Origin of the sequence: Pusillibacter faecalis (assembly GCF_018408705.1) — a bacterium.
GTDB classification, from domain to species: Bacteria; Bacillota; Clostridia; order Oscillospirales; family Oscillospiraceae; genus Oscillibacter; species Oscillibacter faecalis.
In genome coordinates this window covers 142,600-161,587 of record NZ_AP023420.1, presented here as the reverse complement: position 1 = coordinate 161,587, position 18,988 = coordinate 142,600, and the positions used below count along the sequence as shown (strand labels likewise).

At 54.3% G+C, this 18,988-nt stretch carries 18 protein-coding genes and 1 tRNA gene; 15 read left to right on the top strand and 4 right to left on the bottom strand.

The window, feature by feature from the left end; genetic code table 11:
• Positions 1 to 90: 90 nt before the first annotated feature.
• Positions 91 to 273 (top strand): 30S ribosomal protein S21, encoded by a 183-nt coding sequence (rpsU, locus tag KJS55_RS00760; RefSeq protein WP_091132569.1) that lies wholly within the window; start codon positions 91 to 93, stop codon positions 271 to 273.
• 57 nt (positions 274 to 330) lie between these two features.
• Here rpsU and KJS55_RS00755 read toward each other — a convergent pair whose 3' ends face one another.
• A complete protein-coding gene (locus KJS55_RS00755) occupies positions 331 to 1,089 on the bottom strand; it encodes a glycoside hydrolase family 18 protein (protein WP_187032532.1) in 759 nt (252 codons plus the stop codon).
• 72 nt (positions 1,090 to 1,161) lie between these two features.
• Between KJS55_RS00755 and KJS55_RS00750 the strand changes: the two genes are divergently transcribed.
• From KJS55_RS00750 to KJS55_RS00740, 3 genes are all read left to right on the top strand, one after another.
• Positions 1,162 to 1,695 (top strand): YqeG family HAD IIIA-type phosphatase, encoded by a 534-nt coding sequence (locus KJS55_RS00750; protein ID WP_187032530.1) that lies wholly within the window; start codon positions 1,162 to 1,164, stop codon positions 1,693 to 1,695.
• Between the two features lie 127 nt (positions 1,696 to 1,822).
• A complete protein-coding gene (gene efp / locus KJS55_RS00745; RefSeq protein ID WP_187032528.1) occupies positions 1,823 to 2,392 on the top strand; it encodes an elongation factor P in 570 nt (189 codons plus the stop codon).
• Between the two features lie 68 nt (positions 2,393 to 2,460).
• Positions 2,461 to 2,871: a CD1247 N-terminal domain-containing protein gene (locus tag KJS55_RS00740; RefSeq protein WP_187032526.1), complete on the top strand. Its 411-nt coding sequence runs from the start codon at positions 2,461 to 2,463 to the stop codon at positions 2,869 to 2,871.
• A gap of 104 nt (positions 2,872 to 2,975) precedes the next feature.
• Here KJS55_RS00740 and KJS55_RS00735 read toward each other — a convergent pair whose 3' ends face one another.
• Positions 2,976 to 3,371 (bottom strand): DUF5655 domain-containing protein, encoded by a 396-nt coding sequence (locus KJS55_RS00735; protein WP_213542440.1) that lies wholly within the window; start codon positions 3,369 to 3,371, stop codon positions 2,976 to 2,978.
• The gene (locus KJS55_RS00730; RefSeq protein WP_187032522.1) at positions 3,368 to 4,198 is read right to left on the bottom strand and encodes a BadF/BadG/BcrA/BcrD ATPase family protein; all 831 of its coding nucleotides are present in this window, start codon (positions 4,196 to 4,198) and stop codon (positions 3,368 to 3,370) included. The genes KJS55_RS00735 and KJS55_RS00730 overlap by 4 nt, the downstream gene beginning before the upstream one ends.
• Positions 4,199 to 4,467: 269 nt before the next feature.
• Between KJS55_RS00730 and KJS55_RS00725 the strand changes: the two genes are divergently transcribed.
• Positions 4,468 to 5,910, top strand: a complete 1,443-nt coding sequence (locus KJS55_RS00725) for a nicotinate phosphoribosyltransferase (RefSeq protein WP_187032520.1) — start codon at positions 4,468 to 4,470, stop codon at positions 5,908 to 5,910.
• 54 nt (positions 5,911 to 5,964) lie between these two features.
• On the opposite strand, the gene KJS55_RS00720 is transcribed toward KJS55_RS00725, so the two are convergent.
• The gene (locus tag KJS55_RS00720; RefSeq protein WP_187032518.1) at positions 5,965 to 6,390 is read right to left on the bottom strand and encodes a MarR family winged helix-turn-helix transcriptional regulator; all 426 of its coding nucleotides are present in this window, start codon (positions 6,388 to 6,390) and stop codon (positions 5,965 to 5,967) included.
• 260 nt (positions 6,391 to 6,650) lie between these two features.
• Between KJS55_RS00720 and KJS55_RS00715 the strand changes: the two genes are divergently transcribed.
• From KJS55_RS00715 to KJS55_RS00670, 10 genes are all read left to right on the top strand, one after another.
• The gene (locus KJS55_RS00715) at positions 6,651 to 7,799 is read left to right on the top strand and encodes an acyl-CoA dehydrogenase family protein (RefSeq protein WP_187032798.1); all 1,149 of its coding nucleotides are present in this window, start codon (positions 6,651 to 6,653) and stop codon (positions 7,797 to 7,799) included.
• 19 nt (positions 7,800 to 7,818) lie between these two features.
• Entirely contained in the window at positions 7,819 to 8,607 is a 789-nt protein-coding gene (locus KJS55_RS00710) for an electron transfer flavoprotein subunit beta/FixA family protein (protein ID WP_187032800.1), read from the top strand.
• Between the two features lie 15 nt (positions 8,608 to 8,622).
• On the top strand, positions 8,623 to 9,699 hold the full coding sequence (locus KJS55_RS00705) for an electron transfer flavoprotein subunit alpha/FixB family protein (RefSeq protein WP_187032802.1): 1,077 nt from the start codon (positions 8,623 to 8,625) through the stop codon (positions 9,697 to 9,699).
• 271 nt (positions 9,700 to 9,970) lie between these two features.
• Entirely contained in the window at positions 9,971 to 11,533 is a 1,563-nt protein-coding gene (gene cls / locus KJS55_RS00700) for a cardiolipin synthase (protein ID WP_187032804.1), read from the top strand.
• A gap of 28 nt (positions 11,534 to 11,561) precedes the next feature.
• A complete protein-coding gene (locus KJS55_RS00695; protein ID WP_187032806.1) occupies positions 11,562 to 12,119 on the top strand; it encodes a hypothetical protein in 558 nt (185 codons plus the stop codon).
• Between the two features lie 34 nt (positions 12,120 to 12,153).
• Complete coding sequence (locus tag KJS55_RS00690) at positions 12,154 to 13,017, top strand: tRNA 2-thiocytidine biosynthesis TtcA family protein (protein ID WP_187032808.1); 864 nt, start codon at positions 12,154 to 12,156, stop codon at positions 13,015 to 13,017.
• Between the two features lie 16 nt (positions 13,018 to 13,033).
• A complete protein-coding gene (locus tag KJS55_RS00685; RefSeq protein WP_213542438.1) occupies positions 13,034 to 15,733 on the top strand; it encodes a tetratricopeptide repeat protein in 2,700 nt (899 codons plus the stop codon).
• An 84-nt stretch (positions 15,734 to 15,817) separates the two neighbouring features.
• Positions 15,818 to 15,891, top strand: a tRNA-Gln gene (locus KJS55_RS00680).
• Positions 15,892 to 15,997: 106 nt separating this feature from the next.
• Positions 15,998 to 16,933 (top strand): recombinase family protein, encoded by a 936-nt coding sequence (locus tag KJS55_RS00675; protein ID WP_213542436.1) that lies wholly within the window; start codon positions 15,998 to 16,000, stop codon positions 16,931 to 16,933.
• 45 nt (positions 16,934 to 16,978) lie between these two features.
• A complete protein-coding gene (locus tag KJS55_RS00670; protein ID WP_213542434.1) occupies positions 16,979 to 18,325 on the top strand; it encodes an ApeA N-terminal domain 1-containing protein in 1,347 nt (448 codons plus the stop codon).
• The last annotated feature ends 663 nt before the right edge of the window (positions 18,326 to 18,988 follow it).

Genomic DNA, 18,988 nt, shown 5'->3' with positions numbered 1-18,988 from the left:
GATTTGTATAATACCCATGTTAAAGCCATAAAGTATGGCCCTTAAAGTATCCTGGATTGAGCCGGATACCTCGGAGGGAGGGAAATATAGATGTCTGAGATCCATGTGAAGGACGGCGAGTCCATCGACAGCGCACTGAAGCGGTTTAAGCGCAGCTGTGCCAAGGCGGGCGTGATCGCCGAGGTCCGCAAGAGAGAGCATTATGAGAGTCCCAGTGTCAAGCGTCGCAAGAAGTCTGAGGCTGCTCGCAAGAACAAGAAGCGTTTCTATTAATGGGGATATCAAAAACGCTGTGCCATGTGGCACAGCGTTTTTTCCACCCTATCTCCTTTAAAATGGCTGAAATAATCCATCAGCGATATCCTGTACCTCCGGCCACATGAAAAAGGCGGCGGAGAACCCCAGGGCGGTTCCGGTCCGCAGCTTTTGCCGGAGGGTTTCGGCGTCGTCAAAAAGGACGAAGTGACATTCACCGTCCCGGGTGTAAGTAAAGTAGCGGGCGCACAGGTCCTGAGAGAAGAATACCGCCGGCGCCTCCTGCTCCATCAGCCGGCTCAGGGCGGCGGCGGAGAGAGGCTCGCCCTGGCCGGTGGGGGCGGGGAGGCGGAAATCCATACGCAGCCGCTCCATGTCCAGTGCCAGTCTGCCGCCCCGCTGTCCTGCGGCCTCCCTCAGCCGTTCCGTAAAATTTCCACCGGAGACGGCGGCGCAGATCAGGGGGACCGCGTTTTTCGTCCCCTCCGCATACCGCTCCGGAAGGTAGAGGGCACGGCGGCCGGCGACCTCATCCAGCCGCCGGATAAAGGTCTGGCGATCCGGACGGGGCGGTTCCTCAAAGTCCAGGAGAATGCCCTGGTAGTTTCGCCGCCCGCACTCCCGAAGTACAGCCGCACAAAGGGCTTCCGGATCGTCGATCACAGGGGCCTTCCGGTCACTGACGGACAAAAGGCCGCCCTGGGTTTGCAGCAAAAGGTTTTGCCGCAGCAGAACGGAGCCTTCCCCAATGCGATAGGCCACATGGGCCAGCGGACGGCGGTATTTTGCCGCAGCCTGCGCCTGACCCGGGGTTACGGCCAGATAGACCTGCAAACTACACTCCCCCTTGTGTTCACGGTTTCCATTTGCTATACTGAAGAAAACTATGCGGAGGGAGAGCATCCTATGCCGTTTTCTCTGATTCCGGGCCGCCTTTTTGCGCACTATCGTGAGGTCACGCCGGAATATCTCAAGAAGCAGGAGATCACACTGCTGTTAAGCGACCTGGATTTTACGTTGGCACCCAAGTCCGTCAGGTCTCCGGACGCGGAGCTGCGGGCGTGGATCGCCGCGCTGGGGGCGGAGGGGATTTCCTTGATGATTGTCTCCAACAACCGCTCTGGCAGGCGTGTGACGGAATTCTGCGCGGATCTGGGTGTGCCTTACCAGGGACGAGCTGGAAAGCCCTCCACCCGGGGGTTGGAGGCCGCTATGGCCCGTTCCGGCGCGGACCGGGCCCACACCGCCATGCTGGGGGACAAGCTGCTCACGGACATGTTGGCGGCAAACCGCTGCGGTGTTCTGGCACTGATGGTGGAGCCGCTGGGCGGCGCCGTGACGCCCTGGCAGAAGGTGCTGCATGCACTCCAGGCCCCCTTCAAGGCGGTCTGCCGCAGGCGAGTTGAAAAAAGCCGGGGAAAAAAACCAACAAATGGTTGAAAAATGCTTGCAATAGCGGACAACATAGGATAAAATAGCAAAGGTATTTTTTAAAGAGTCTGTGTATAGAGAAAATGCCCTCTCCCGCAGGTCGTTTTCTCGCAAGATTTGTGAGGAGGAATCAGCTATGCCTACAATTACTGCCGGTGATTTCCGGAAGGGTATGATTTTTGAGATGGATGGGAAACCCATGCTGGTGGTGGATTTCCAGCACGTCAAGCCCGGTAAGGGTGCGGCTTTTGTGCGCACCAAGTACAAGAATGTGATTACCGGCACCATCCGTGAGGAGTCCTTTAACCCCAGCGCCAAGTTTGAACAGGTGGCCGTGGAGCGCAAGAACGCCGAGTACAGCTATAACGACGGCGATCTCTATTACTTCATGGACCCGGAGACCTATGACATGGTCCCCCTGAACAAGGACGTGCTGGGCGATGCGTTCCAGTTCGTTAAGGAGAACACCATGTGCTCTCTGCTCAGCTACAAGGGCAGCGTCTTTACGGTGGAGGTCCCCAATTTTGTGGATCTGGTTGTTACTGAGACCGAGCCCGGCGTCAAGGGTGACACCGCCACCAATGTGACCAAGTCCGCCACGCTGGAGACTGGCGCCGTGATCAAGGTCCCCCTGTTCATCAATGAGGGTGAGAAGATTCAGATTGACACTCGCACTGGCGAGTATCTGGGCCGTTGCAAGGAATAAAGGCATCAAAAGGGGGGAGTCAGTTCCCCCCTTTCCTATCAACTGACAAATGGAAAGGAGCTGCTGACATGGAGATTACCGAGAGAGTTGCGTATTTGAAGGGACTGGCTGAGGGCATGGAGCTGAACACGGATAAAAGAGAGGGCAAGCTGCTTGCCGCTATTATCGACGTGTTGGAGGACATCGCCCTGGAGCTGGAGGACATTCAGGACGAGCAGGCGGAGCTGGCTGACGGCCTGGACGCCGTCAGCGACGACCTGGAGGATGTGGAGGACGTGGTCTTCGACGAGTATGATGAAGAAGATGACGACGAGGATTGTTACGCCACTACCTGCCCCACCTGTGAGGAGACCATTTATTTTGATGAGTCCATCCTGGAGGATGGCGAGGTGATCTGCCCCAACTGCGGGGAGAAGCTGGAGTTTGACCTCTCCGGCGTGGAGGAAGAGGATGACTCCGAGGAGGAGTCCCAAGAATAATCAAGAGGGCCGCCTGACGCTTATAGCGTCAGGCGGCCCTTTATGAAGGCGAGATGCCAGCGGTAAAAAGTACCGCCTCAAACACCATATGAGACAAACCGGCCTCAGGTCTTGATATTCCGAAAGGCTTGGGCCTCCGCCACCCACCCCCAGAGCTGCGTGTCCAGGTCCGCCGGGTGAAACAGGGGCAGATGGTTGGCCCAGCGGCCGGGATATGGTTCCACTGCCATGCCGCCGCGCAGATCCGGCAGGGATCGGGGCAGAAAGAGGCTTAACGTGACATAGCACGGGCCGGGCATCCGGGGAAAGCGGATGTGGGTGGAGAGGGCACAGAAGGGCCGCGGCCCCCGCAGAGTCACCTGAGACTTCTGGGTGACAACTTCCGTCTCTGGCCATCTTTCCCATGCCTCGGTTAGAAAAGCGCGAACTGTTGACAGCAGTTCCGGCCTTTCCGCGAAGAAGGCCTCTGCCAGCCGCAGGGACTCTAGGCTTTTCGTCATATGTTTTCGGTCAGGCTGCAAAGCGCCGCGCCGATGGCGGTTGCAAAGGTGGCGTTGTCAGGGATGATGTAATGGATGCCATAGAGCCGCTCAAAGTTCTCGAAATTAGGCTTTACCTGGTCCAGGGTTGTCATGGAGCCGGTGAGAACGACGGTCTTGGTGTCGCAGCAGCGGCAGGCCAGCACGGTCATGGTGCCGATGGCCTGCAGCACCAGGTTCACAACACCGGCGGCCACATCGGCGCAGTTGGCGTCCTCCGCCAGGTTGCCAAAGTTAGCTGCGGTCAGGGTAGGGTCCAGAGTGGCTGCCGGATTTTTTGTGATATCTCCAATCGTTAGATCTACCTGCCCTAAATCTCCCCCAAGGGCCAATTTTTTGATTTGGCCGAAGCGCTCCATACCAACCAGCTTGTGGCATAGCCCCCCCAGGGTGCCGCCGCCGATGCCGCTGCCGCACAGGTGCTGCACGCGGCCTTTTTCAGCCAGTAGAAATGCTGTGCCGGTACCCATGGTAGACACCACGGCGCGCTCCTGGCCGGAAAGCGCGAGAGCGCCCGCGCCGCTGGCGGAGAATTCGTCCACCCGATAGGTGGGCAGGCCATAGATATTTCCATCCACATAGCTGGCGCCCACGCCGGTAAGCACTACCCGCCGTACATCCTCCAAGGTCAGATGATTGCTGGAGAGGTAGTTGCCCAGCGCACCGAAGAGGCTCGTGACCTGATCCTCTGCCCGGACCCGCAGCATGGAGAGGGGATTGCCATGAACGTCCAGCCCCACCACCTTGGTGGTGGAACCGCCGACATCAATTCCTAAAATAATGTCCATGGAGAAATGCTTCCTTTCTCATGTTGACGGCTTGGCCGTCTGATATTCCCCATCATAGGGGAGAGCGAAGGCTTTGTCAACTGAGAATTTCCCTCTAAGTGAAAAATTTGACATTTTCTCAAAGAGGAGATTTTCAGGCATTGAAAAACAGGAAAATGAATTTGTTTGCAGAACAGAATACGAAAATCCGCCAATTTGCAGGAAAAGGAATTGCTTTTCCCATCGAAACAGCCTATAATCATAGCAATAACCGAAAATGAGGTGCAATGATGACAGAACAGAATCTGACCATGCTCTGCGATTTTTATGAGCTGACCATGGGCAACGGATATTTTCAGGCGGGGATGCGGGACCGCGTGACCTATTTTGACGTGTTCTTCCGGGACGTGCCGGACAAGGGCGGCTTCGCCATCTGCGCGGGCTTGGGGCAGCTGATTGACTATATTCAAAACCTTCATTTCAATCAGGAGGATATTGAGTATCTTCGCGGCAGAGGTCTGTTTTCTGAGGAATTTCTGGAATATCTCAGCACCTTCCGCTTCACGGGAGATATTTGGGCAGTGCCGGAGGGGACGCCGATCTTTCCCCGGGAGCCGGTGGTGACGGTGCGGGCGCCGGCAATTCAGGCTCAGCTGATTGAAACATTTACCTTATTGACCATGAATCACCAGAGTTTGATCGCCACCAAGGCCAACCGCATTGTCCGGGCGGCCCAGGGCCGGACGGTGCTGGAGTTTGGCTCCCGGCGTGCCCAGGGCATTGATGGCGCTGTATCCGGCGCCAGGGCGGCGTTTATTGGCGGCTGCAAAGGAACGGCCTGCACGCTTTCTGACCAGATCTACGGTGTGCCTGCTGGTGGGACCATGGCCCACGCCTGGGTCCAGATGTTTGACAGCCAGTATGAGGCCTTTAAGACCTACTGCGAGATTTACCCCACCAATGCAACGCTTCTGGTGGATACCTACAACACCCTCAAATCCGGCGTGCCGGACGCTATCCGCGCTTTTAACGAGGTCTTGAAGCCCCGCGGGATTACCCGGTGCGGTATCCGGCTGGACTCCGGAGACCTGGCTTATCTCACGCGGGAGGCCAGGAAAATGCTGGATGAGGCAGGGTGGACGGAGTGCCAGATTTCTGCCTCCAACGCCCTGGATGAGTATATTATCCGGGACCTGCTGCAGCAGGGGGCGAAGGTGGACCTCTTCGGCGTGGGCGAGCGAATGATCACTGCCAGCAGCCAGCCGGTATTTGGCGGGGTGTATAAGCTGGTGGCCGTGGAGGACGGGAGAGGACGTGTTCTGCCCAAGATCAAGGTCAGTGAAAATGTGGACAAGATCACTGACCCCCACTTTAAGACCCTCTACCGGATTTACGATAAAGCTACCGGCAAGGCGGAGGCGGATTACATCACCGTCCACGATGAGGCGGTGGATGCTGCGCAGCCGCTGGAGCTGTTTGATCCCCGCGCTACATGGAAGCGCAAAACCTATACCAACTACACGATCAGACCCCTACAGGTGCAAGTGTTCCGTGGCGGCGAGCTGGTTTACACACAGCCGCCTTTGCGGGAGATTCAAGCGTACTGCATGGAACAGGTGGACACCCTGTGGGAGGAGGTCAAGCGGTTTGAAAATCCCCACGGATACTATGTGGACTTGAGCCAGAAACTCTGGGACATCAAGCAGCAGCTTTTGCGGGAAAGCAGACCCTGAGTGCGTAAAAGCAGAAAGTGGCCCCCGTCTGATGGCGGGGGCCACTTGGGTCTCTTATTCTGCGATGGTATTGCGCTCAATCATGCTCAGAGCGGACAGAAACTGTGCATAATGCTCGGGGTCCAGTCCATTGGTGATTTTTGCATTGGCCTCGTCAATGACCCGGTCAACCTGAGACCATAGAGAGCGGCCTTCTTCCCGCAGATGGATGGAGACGCTGCGGCGGTCCTCCTGGTTATAGACGCGGTCAATCAGACCTTTCTTTTCCAGCCGGCTCAAAATCCCTGTAATAGAGGATGTATCCAAGCGCAGTTCCTGCGCCAGCTGAGAGGGTGTCAGGCCGTCTTGCGTGCAGAGGCACTGCAAAAGCGCATACTGGGAAGGCGTGATATCATATTCCTGAAGCTCACGCTTGAAATAGTTATTGACTGCGTTTTGCGTGTTGGAGAGGATAAAATTGATACATGAATGAATATCCATAATGGAAACTCCTCGCATTTAATACGAGGCATTATAGCAGAATAGACGGGGCTTTGTCAAGAAAATCCATTGCGTGTTTGAGCATGGAGAAGGTCTTCGGAGAGAAGGGGAAAAGAGCCTTGACAAACGAGAAAAAAAGTATATAAAATGTATTGACAAGTATATGTCAAACGGCTACAATGATATGCAGCGATTAGTTTGCAGGCAAAATACTTGTTGCCCAAATGCCACTAGCGTTTAAAAATTGTTGGGAGGTAGCTATGGATTTTCAACTGAGCAAAATGCACCTGCTGCAGCAGGAACTGTATCGCAAATTTGCGGAGACAGAGATCAAGCCGCTGGCGAAGGACATGGACGAGGAAGAGGTCTATTCCCCGGAGCTGCTGGAGAAGATGCAGAAGTATGGTTTCTTCGGCATTCCCTATTCCAAGGAATACGGCGGTGTCGGCGCGGATACTCTGGCCTATACGCTGTGCATGGAGGAAGTGTCCAAGGTGGACGCCAGCACTGGCATCACCATCTCTGTACATACGTCTCTTTGCTGCTCCTGCATCAATGAGTTCGGCACGGAGGAGCAGAAGCAGAAATACCTGCGTCCCCTGGTTGACGGCAGCAAGATCGGCTGCTATGGCCTGACCGAGCCCGGCGCCGGTTCCGACGTGCAGGGTGCCCAGACCGTGGCCGTTGAGGACGGTGACGATTATGTGATCACCGGTTCCAAGGTGTTCACTACCAACTCTGGTTTCGCTGACACCTGCGTGCTGTTCGCCCTGACCGACCGCAGCGTTCCCGCTGCCAAGGGCATGACCGCGTTCATCGTGGACCTCAAGGAGATGCCCGGTATCACCGTCAGCGAGAACATTGAGCGCATGGGTATCCGTGCTGCCAGCAACTGCATCGTGACCTACGACAAGGTCCGCGTACCCAAGGAGCGGGTTCTGGGCAAGGTCGGCGGCGGCTTCAAGATCGCCATGAAGGCGCTGGATGCCGGCCGTATCGGCATTGCCGCTCAGGCCGTGGGCATCGCCCAGGGCGCTTTGAACGAGGCCATTCAGTATGGCAAAGAGCGCAAGCAGTTCGGCAAGACCATCAACTCCTTCCAGAACACCCAGTTCAAGATGGCCGAGCTGCAGACCAAGATCGACGCTGCTCGCCTGCTGACTTGGCGCGCTGCCAAGGAGAAGGACAACCATGGCAACTATGGCCCTTATGCCGCCATGGCGAAGCTGTTCGCTTCTGACGTTGCCAACGAGGTTACACGCGCTGCTGTGCAGTTTATGGGCGGCTACGGCTACTGCCGTGAGTACCCGGTGGAGCGCATGATGCGCGACGCCAAGATCACCGAGATCTATGAGGGTACCTCTGAGGTCATGAAGATGGTCATTTCCGGTTCTATGAAGCTGAAATAAGAGGGGAGTGCAGAATAAGATGAAGATTGTTGTTTGTATCAAGCAGGTCCCCGATACCGCTGAGGTTAAGCTGGACCCCAAGACTGGCACCCTGATCCGTGACGGTGTGCCCAGCATTATCAACCATGACGATAAGGCCGGCCTGGAGGCCGCTTTGCAGCTGCGCGAGAAGGTCGGCGGCACGGTCACCGTCGTATGCATGGGCCCCCCGCAGGCGGACGTCGCTCTGCGCGAGGCTCTGGCCATGGGCGCGGACGACGCCTATCTGCTGTCCGCCCGTGAGTTCGGCGGCTCTGATACCTATGCCACCGCCACCATCATCGCTACCGGTCTGCGCAAGATCGGCTTCGATCTGGTGATCACCGGCCGTCAGGCCATCGACGGCGACACCGCTCAGGTCGGTCCCCAGATCGCTGAGCAGCTGAAGATCCCCCAGGTCAGCTACGCCGAGCAGCTGGACGTGGATGGCGACAGCGTGGTTGTGAAGCGTCAGTATGAGGATCAGTCTCACATGCTGAAGGTGAAGATGCCTTGCCTGGTCACTGCTCTGTCCGAGCTGACCGAGCCCCGCTACATGCATGCTGGCGGCATCGTGGACGCTTACAACAAGGAGATCACGGTCTGGGGCTTTGACGACCTGAAGGACGACCTGAATCCCGAGTGGATCGGTCTGAAGGGTTCTCCCACCAACGTGTTCCAGTCCTTCGGCAAGAAGCCCAAGACCGCCGGTACGGTGCTGGATGGTCTGTCCACTGAGGAAGCTGTGGAGAAGATCATGGCGGTGCTGATTGAGCGCCATATCATCTAAGGGAGGCATAAGACGATGAGTAAAGATATCTATGTAGTTGTTGAACAGCGCAATGGCAACATTCAGAAGGTCACATATGAGCTGATCTCTGAGGCCACCAAGCTGGCTGCCGACCTGGGTGAGCAGGTTGTTGCCGTGCTGATGGGTTACAAGATTGCCGATAAGGCCCAGTCTTTGATCCACTACGGCGCCCAGAAGGTGCTGGTCCTGGACGCTCCTGTTCTGGAGCACTACACCACCGAGCCCTATGTCCGCGGCATTGAATATGTGATCAAGAACTATGAGCCCAACATTGTTTTGTTTGGCGCCAGCAGCATTGGCCGTGACATGGCTCCCCGTATCGCGGGCCGCGTACACACCGGCCTGACCGCTGACTGCACCCGTCTGGATGTGGAGGTCAGCAAGTATCAGGAGTATCTGCGTAAGGCCACCAACCTCCCTGAGGAGAAGATCATGGCCCTGGATACCTCTGACCGCAACCTGAAGATGACCCGTCCCGCTTTCGGCGGCAACGTCATGGCCACCATTGTGTGCCGCAACTACCGTCCTCAGATGGCTACCGTCCGCCCCGGCGTGATGGAGCTGGGTGAGAAGGATACCAGCCGCACCGGCGAGGTCGTCATGGTTGACGCCGGCCTGACCGAGGCCGACATGAACGTGGAGATCCTGGACGTGGTGAAGCAGACCAAGAAGGCTGTGGATATCACCGACGCCAAGATCCTGGTCTCCGGCGGCCGCGGCGTGGGCGGTCCCGAGGGCTACAACCCCCTGCGCGAGCTGGCTGCCGAGCTGGGCGGCGAGGTTTCCTCCTCCCGTATCGGCGTGGACAGCGGCTGGATTGAGAAGGATCGTCAGGTCGGCCAGACCGGCAAGACCGTCCATCCCGAGCTGTATATCGCCTGCGGTATTTCCGGCGCGATTCAGCACCAGGCCGGTATGGAGGACTCTGAGTTCATCCTGGCTATCAACACCGACAAGTTCTGCCCCATGATGCAGCTGGCTGATCTGGGCATTGTGGGCGATCTGAAGAAGATTGTTCCCGCTCTGACCGAGGCTGTCAAGGCTTACAAGGCCAAGAAGGCCGCGCTGTAAGTGCATTTTTTAAAAGAGACGCTCACTTTTTTGTGAGCGTCTCTTTTTTTGCGGCAGCGGCCATGCGCCGGTACCTGGGTCAAAAAGCGCAGGCCGGACGGCCAACCTATCCGGCCATTTACCTGATTTCGTCATGTGTTCCAGGCGCGCTTTGCGCTCATGGCATTTGAGAACAGGCAGCCAGAATTTATTTACACAATCATGGTTGAAGAAACAGTGCATTTTGAGTATAATACTTTTATTTCATAGATAAGAGAGGAGAGGTGGAGGCATGCGCAAAAACCAGCCGAGGATGGAGGAACGGATCGAACGGAGAATTTCCGCCATCACCAGCATCTCCATGTGTGCGCTGACAGTCATTGCGCAGATTGCCACCACATTGATTCTCACTCACTTTTTGCGGGAGAAGGCCAGCTACGCCTACACGGCGCTGGAGCTTTTGGGTGCTGTCGTAGCCATTCGGGTGTATCAGCGCTCTGGCAGCCCCAGCTATAAGCTGGTGTGGATGTGTTTGCTGCTGGCGCTGCCGGTCTCTGGTATGATTCTCTTCTGGCTGTGGGGTGGTACGCATCAGGCCAAAAGTCTCAGCCTGCGTCAGGTGCCTCCGGTCCCTCAGCGAGAGAGCTGGCGGATGTCCAGCGAGGCGAATCTCTCCCGCCTGCGGCGGCAGTCCGCCACCTGGGGTCGGCTTGCAGCTTATCTGCAGAAAAAAGGCTTTTTACTCTATCGAAACACGCAAGCCAAGTATTTTGGCGATGGCAAGCCCTTTTTTGATGATTTGATTGAACATCTCTCCAAGGCAGAGGTCTATATTTTCCTGGAGTACTATATCCTGGCAGAGGGGAAGCTTTGGGACCGGATGTTTTCTGTGCTGCGAGAGCGGGCCGCTGCCGGCGTAGAGATCCACGTAATTTTTGATGACTTTGGCAATTTGACCCGTTTTTCTGACGCAACGCTCCAAGCTGTGCAGGACGCGGGAATTGAGGTGGAGGTATTCAATCCGGTTCACCGCTATGTGAACCGCATCTACTTCAACTACCGGGACCACCGGAAAATTGCGGTGATTGATGGACAATTTGCCTATACTGGTGGATTGAATATCGGTGATGAATATATCAATGAAAGGGAGCGCTTTGGATACTGGAAGGACAGCGGCGTTCGAATTGAGGGAGAGGGCGCCTGGGGATTCGCCGCTCAGTTCATGCAGATGTGGAAGATGATCGGTCGTACCTTCCCCAATGAGGACGACTTCTACCGCCCCCGCCACGAGGGGCCGGAGACGGTCGGCTTCTGCCAGCCCTTCACGGACGGGCCTTTGAATAACCCGGACAACCCCATTGAGGAGACGTATCTGCAGCTGATCGACTCGGCCAGACACATGCTCTATATCACCACGCCTTACTATGCTGTGGAGGAGTCCATGCAGCAGGCGCTGTGCATTGCCGCCGACGCGGGGGTGGATGTGCGGCTGCTGGTTCCGGCGATTCCCGACAAGAAATACGCCTATATGGTGGCGGAGACCTATTGGGGGGAACTGCTGAGCCATGGGGTGAAGATCTACAAGTATACTCCTGGCTTTCTCCATGCGAAAAGCGTGCTGGTGGACCGGGAGGTGGCCTTGGTGGGCAGCACCAACATGGATTACCGCACGTTCCAGCTCCACTACGAGTGTGGTGTTTTGATGTATCAGTCCGAGGCCGTGGAGGAGTTGCTGGAGGACATGGATGATATTATGGCTCAGAGCAGCCTCTACACCCTGGAGGAGTGGCAGAAGCGCCCCTGGCTGCGGCGCACGGCGGCTTCGCTGCTGCGCTTGGGAGCTATCTGGCTGTAAATGAAAAGGATCGAACAGAGGTGCAGAAATGAAAAGAAATTGGTGTTTGCTGTGCGTAATGATCCTGCTGCTCTGTGCGGGCTGCGGCGGGGAACAGGCAGAGATGTCCGCCGGAACGGGAGAGACCGCTTCCCATGAACAGATCGCGCCTCCGGAGAAGGAGGAGCGGGTGGCGGTCTACTCTGACGAGGAGATCACCATTACAGTTCCGGCCTCTTACGAGGATCTGGTCCTGGTGGACAACATTGGCTCAGATAACATGTTCGTGGTGACGGCCAATCTCTACTATGCGCCGGCATACATCGCCTCGGAGGATGGCTGCACGCCACCGCTGTGCGGCGGCTGGATGCTGACCGTGGAGTGGGCAGACTCGCAGTACGCCGCCAGCGTATACCAAGATGGGGAGACATTTTATGCCACATGCTGGCGGCCAGATCAGCAATCTGTCTATATGGAGCAGCGGCCTGCCGCGGCGGAGCTGCCCGCCGACGCCCCGGAGGAATTCCTGGCGGTGATGGAGTCCATTGAGGTGGACTACGGCGACCTGTCGCCCTTTACGGCGGAGGACGCGGCCGCATACGGCTGAACACAGCAGCCCGAAAACGTTTTGGAGGAATCCCATGTCCCGAGAACTCACTCCCCAGGAGATTGCCGAGCGCAGTCTCATCAAGACCTATCGAAAATCCCTGTGGAATCCTTTTGTCGCCGCAGTGAAGCGGTATGAACTAGTGTCTCCCGGCGACCATATCGCCGTATGTATTTCCGGAGGAAAAGACTCCATGGTACTGGCTAAGCTTATGCAAGAGCTGCAGCGGCACACAGAACAGCCCTTTTCCCTGACCTTTTTGGGAATGGACCCGGGCTATAACATGGAGAACCGGGCATTGATGGAGTCCAACGCGGCTTTGCTGGGAATTCCCGTGGAGGTTTTTGAAAGCGATATTTTTGATGTGACCACGAAGGTGGAGAAAAATCCCTGCTACCTGTGTGCGCGCATGCGGCGGGGATGGCTGTATGCCAAGGCGCAGGAGCTGGGCTGCAATAAGATCGCTCTGGGCCATCATGTTTCCGATGTACTGGAGACCACGCTTCTGGGACTTTTTTATGGAGCCCAGCTACAAGCCATGATGCCAAAGCTGCACAGCAAAAATTTCCCAGGGATGGAACTGATTCGTCCCTTGTATTGTGTCCACGAGGATGCCATCATTGCTTGGAAGAACTATAACCACCTGCGCTTTCTCCAGTGCGCCTGCCGCTTTACAGAGGCGCGGGACGCCTCCGGAGACGGCATTGGGCAGAGCAAGCGGCAGGAGATGAAGGTGCTGCTGCGGCAGCTGAAGGAGACGAATCCCAATATTGAAAAAAGTATTTTCCGGGCCATTCACGGCGTTCAGCTGGACACGTTTCCAGGCTTCAAATACCGGGGAAGGCCCCATTCCTTTTTAGAAAACTATGACGGCACCGCATACTGCGAGGACATCTGATAGGAGCGAAAGATTGATGGAATGTTATCGTTGTGAAAATCCGGACTGTGGTTTTACACTGGAAGAGGAGCCGGATGTTTGTCCCCACTGCGGCGGGACGTTTTTCCTGCGGATTGATGAGGAGGAAATGACTGCCAGTGACTGGGTGTCTCTGGGCGGGCAGGCAGTAGACGAAAAGCGGGACACGGACGCCCTGGCGTATTACCAGCGAGCATCAGCCATGGGGGATGTTCAGGGCCTGACCAACCTGGGCTGGTGTTTTGAGGCTGGTGTGGGCGTGGAGGCTGATCCTAAGCAGGCCGTGGTTCTGTACGCCCAGGCTGCAGCCCGGGAGTATGTGCCGGCGCTGACAAATTTGGGGTATTGTTATACATACGGCATCGGAGTGGAAAAGGACCTTGCCAAGGCTTTGGAGTGCTTCCGCAAGGGCGCGGAACAGGGATTTCCCAGGGCACAGTTCCTGCTGGCAGAGGCTTACCGGCAGGGCGAGGGCGTGGAGCAGAGTGACGTCGAAGCGGTGAAATGGTACCAGTCTGCCGCGTGGCTGGGTTATCCCGGGGCGCAGACGGAGCTGGGACGATGTTTGGAATTCGGCACCGGCATTCAGGAGGACCTGGAACAGGCGGTGAAGTGGTATCGCAGTGCGGCAGAGAGCGGACATGCGCCTGGGCAGTGCTGTCTTGGCTTTTGTTATGAGGCGGGCCGGGGTGTGGAGCAAAGCTGGGAGGAGGCGGTCCGCTGGTACAGGGCTGCAGCGGAACAGGATTATCCCCGAGCGCAGTGTAATCTGGCCTGGTGTTTAGAATATGGGAAAGGTGCGGAGCGGGACTATGCTGCGGCAGCGGAGCTGTATCGGGCCGCCGCAGAACGCGGTTACCCGCGGGGCCAGCTCTGCATGGGACTCTGCTGTGAGCGCGGCAGGGGGGTTCCTGTGGATAAGGCGGCTGCCGCTGCATGGTATCGAAAGGGCGCGGAACAAGAGGACGAGGAGTGCAGCTGCTGTCTGGGCTACCTGTATGAGGTGGGCGAAGGCGTGGAACAGAGCTGGGAAGAGGCTGTCCAGTGGTACCGCAAAGCGGCAGAGATGGGGCTGGCCCGGGCCCAATGCAATCTGGCCTGGTGCTATGAGCACGGCAAGGGCGTGGAGCTGCAGATGGAAGAGGCGTTTTGCTGGTATCAGAAGGCTGCCGAGCAGGACGACGCCCGTGGGCTTTTCAGTGTGGCCCGCGCTTACGACTATGGCCGGGGCGTGGCACAGGACTGGAAAGAGGCGGTCTACTGGTATCAGAAGGCGGTTGACGCCGGCTCCGCGTATGCCATGTGTGATCTGGGTGTGTGTTATGAGCGAGGAGAGGGTGTTCAGCAGGACTATGCCAAGGCGGCGGAGCTGTACCGCCAGGCGGCTGAGGCTGGAAATCCACCCGGGCAGTGTAACCTAGGCTATCTCTATGAGATTGGCCAGGGTGTGGAGCAGAACTGGGAGGAAGCGGTCCGCTGGTATGGGGCCGCCGCACGGCAGGGCTTGGCCCGGGCCCAATGCAACCTGGCCTGGTGCTATGAATATGGCAAGGGCGTAGAGCAAAGTGGGACCAGAGCGGTTCATTGGTATCGCCAAGCTGCGGAACAGGAGGACCCCCGGGGGATGTTCTGCATGGGTGTGTGCTATAAGCGGGGGATCGGCGTGGCGCAGGACTGGGAAGAGGCAGTCCGCTGGTACCAGAAGGCCGCGGGCACCGGTTATGCCGCAGCCCAGTGTAATCTGGGTGTATGTTATGAACGCGGCGAGGGTGTTGAAAAAGATATTGCACGTGCGGTGGAGCTTTACCGTCAGGCAGCAGAGCAGGAAGATGCGGCGGGACAATGCAACCTAGGCTATCTCTACGAGATTGGCTGCGGCGTGGAAAAAGACTTTGCGCAGGCAGTCAAATGGTATGAAAAATCCGCTGCCAGCGGTTATTCAAGAGCGCAGTGTAATCTTGGAGTCTGCTGTGAATTTGGAAACGGCACGGCAAAAGACCCGGCGAAAGCGGCGTGGCTGTATCGCCAGGCTGCGGAACAGGGCGACCGGGTGGGAGCCTGTAATTTGGGCTACCTCTATGAGACCGGCGTTGGTGTCCAGCAGAGTTGGGAGGAGGCGGTCCGGTGGTACCGTCAGGCTGCGGAACAGGATGATTCCCGTGCCCAGTATCATTTGGGCTGGTGCTATGAACAGGGAAAAGGCGTAGAGAAGGACCAGACTGCCGCTGTAGCATGGTATCGGCGGGCGGCTGAGCGGGAAGATCCATCTTCGCTATGTGCACTGGGGCGGTGCTATGAGACTGGAAGCGGGGTTGAGAAGGATGAACGCCATGCTGTTGAGATTTACCGTCAAGCGGCGGAAATGAACGATGCTGAGGGACAATATCGGCTGGGCCGGTGCTATTATTATGGCATTGGCATTTCCAAGGACATCCATCAGGCGGTTCAGTGGCTGACGAAATCCGCAGCCCAGGGCAGCCGCCAGGGAGAGTTTTTCCTGGGGCAATGCTATGAAAACGGAGAAGGGGTGCCCCGGGACGAAAAAAAGGCCCTGGACTTATACCGCAGTTCTGCGGATCAAGGGAGTGATCTTGCACGGAAGGCGCTGGAGCGCCTTACTGGAAAACCGGGGGCAGGGTCAGAGTCTCGAGGAAGAGGCGGTCTTTTCAAAGGGCTTCTAGGCGGATGGAGACGATAAAAATAGAAAAAGAATTTGAAAAACCCCTTGACAAAGAATCACTTTTCTGTATAATAATATCTGTTCGCTGTCGCGGACAGATATAGCGGGTTTGTGTAAAGGTAGCACAGCAGACTCTGACTCTGTATGTGAGGGTTCGAATCCTTCACCCGCTGCCAAGTTAAAAGCTACATTTTAGTCTTGAGAGTAAGACTGAAATGTAGCTTTTTCTATATTAAACCTCCATGATATACTGCTGGTCAGTGATATCATGGAGGTTTTGCTATGTCTGGATATGTGATCAAGATTCCACAAGAGGAAGAGAACCGTACTATTTGGAGTCGGCAATTAAGAGTCGCCGCTTATTGTCGGGTCAGCACTCCTTACGAAGAACAACAGAAAAGTTTGGAAAAGCAAATCGAGTACTTTACACAATACATCAAGAGAAATCCCTTTTGGAGGTTTGTCGCTGTGTATGCGGACAATGCCTCTGGGCTCCACGCGAAGAATCGGCCCGGATACCAAAAGATGCTGAAAGACTGCCGGAAAGGTAAAATTGATTTGATCCTTGTTAAGTCGCTGAGCCGCTTTGGAAGAGATGCAAAAGAAACCATGACTACGATTAGGAGGTTGAAGCAAATGGGTATTGGAGTGTATATTGAACTGGGCGGGATCAATACACTAACATCTCCGGACAGTGTCGTTGATCTGTATGCCGCATTTGATCAAGCAGAGAGTCAGAACAAAAGCGACAATATCAAGTTCGGTTTGCGCCGACGGATGAAAAGCGGAAAGGCTATGCTGAACCATTCTCAATTTCTTGGCTATACAAAAGGACCAGACGGTGTATTGCAGGTGGTCCCGGAGGAGGCGGAGATTGTACGGAAGATATTTGATCTCTATGTGCAGGGGAACGGTGTACGGAAGATCAAACGCTACCTGGAAGAACACGGGATCAAAACAGTGACAGGGAAAAGGGAGTGGGGTACTTCCACCATTGACCGGATGTTGAGTAACGAGAAGTACATCGGGCAGGTGCTAATGCAGAAAAGCTATACGCCGGATTTCCTGACTGGGAAGCAGGTCAAAAACGATGGACAGTTGGATATGTACATGGTGGAGGATGCTCATGAAGCAATCATTGACAGAGAAACTTTTAATCGAGTGCAGGAGATGAAAGGGCACATCAAACATACAGTACAAATGGAGCAGACGTTGTGATATAATACCAGAAAGGTTCTAATAAGTGTGCGGGTGAGGAACAAAATGAAAAAACTAAAAGATTTGCTCAACCAAATTGGGGACTTCCATTTCCAAAGTGGTAAAGGTGGTAAAGATAAGGTTGATTTTATTGGTACTTTGGTTAACAAGGATAACCATGTAATAGTTCAAGCGCGAATCGAAAAGAAAAATCTGGATTGTATGGAACAGAAAACTCCATTTCAAATTTGGGGGGAAATTAGCGGGACAAATGTTACATTACTTGATAATTATATTATTATAACCTCATACTACGCTCATTCGGATTATATAGAGATTGCTGCAGATCCGTCAGAAATAGTTATTGGGAGAAGTTATGACGGTAATCTATTTGTCACGAACATTTCTGCCTCAATAGCAACAATGAATAATATGTTTTCTGATAGAGTATTTAACGAAAATGTTTGCTTCACAAAGGAAAATCCCACTGTATTGAGTTTTGCCTATCCGGAAGATATCGAGGCCATGGACACGGACGGAACCCTTCGCTTGTACCGAGGGTTTTCTCATAACTGGTCAAGGCATGGAATTGAGTATAGGTACCTTCCATATATTGACTATGTGTTTTCAAAACCGACCAGTATCAGAGATGCTATTGCAAAAATTGCTTGTGCGAGAAATCTATTATCTTTTTTTGCTGACTATTACCTGCCATTAGAAAATCTGTTGTTTTCTGATGAACAAACAGTTGATGCTAAAAATTTTCCTGGATATTGTGATTGTCAATTATATTTAAATCATAAGGAGGATATTGAAGTCCCAGAGGAACCTTTTCTAATTATGGCCAATAAGTTTTCTGAAAACTTTTCTGAAGTGTGGACTAATTGGTTGAAATTTTACGCTGATAGCATATATATTCCAACGCTCTTTTACGAGATCATCTGTAACCGCTCTACTCGTATTAACCGTTTTCTGAACTTAACGCAGGCTATCGAATTGTACTCTGTCCACTATCGAGATGAACATACAAAATATATTGCACAAGCGGATGGTTGCAGGAGGAAACCAATTCCATTGAAATATCGCATTGAAGATGTTTTAGCGCAGATCAATGGCACCCTTGAGATTTCAAAAGAGAGAAGAAGACGGTTGGCTCGTGCAATCAGCAATGATAGAAACTTTTTTACGCATTACAACGAGCAACGGTATACTGAACCATCGTTTGAAGAAATATCTGCCGCTAACAGAGTTTTGAGATATGTCCTACTTTCAATTGTATACAAGGTTGTAGGCATTCGTGATGACTATATCAAGGAATGCAAGAATAGATTGAATTACAGCACTTTTGAGAGAGATGTATCTGTAATCTTAAAAGAACGACAAGATATCAATTACACATCTTGGACGGAATAATCAAGAGGGTGCAAATATCGATTTTAACCGCCCTTTGCACGTCAGAGTAAGCTTTGTATCGCTTGCTCCAATTTATTTTATAAGTCAGAACGCGCTCATGTTGTTGCTCCTCCCCTCCAAATCGAACCCGCTACGCTGGGCTTCGATTTGGTTTCTGGTACAGACCTAAAGTCGTTACATCTTTTTTATAGATACCGTAAGAATTTTCACATGCTCGGCGGAAGTAAATTCCGTCTGCGCCAAGGCTTTAACCTCCGGCCAAAATACTTGCTCAGCGTAAATGCGCCGCCAGTCAGAGGCTGGTTGGTACTTCTAAAGCAAAATCGCAAACAACTTTAGAGGGTTCGGAATTGTTGCCCCTTGCCAGAATGGACGCCTCCTGTATTTCGGATTTCTTGTCGAAATACAGGAGGCGTTTTTTCGAAAAGTCTTGGTTTACCAGGGCTTTCCTGTCCTAGAGGGAGCCTTAACAAATGTAAAGATTGAGAAGAGTTTGTTGACTCAAAGTTATGGACCTAGCTTTTTGGTATCATCCTTCCCTCATGCACGGCTTTAAACGTTTGCGGCGTTACATATTTCAGCGTTTGGTCAGGGCGAATTCTATGATCAAACGGATTCATCGCTTTTTTGAAAGCGATGGTTTGTAAGGGGGATCCAACAAGG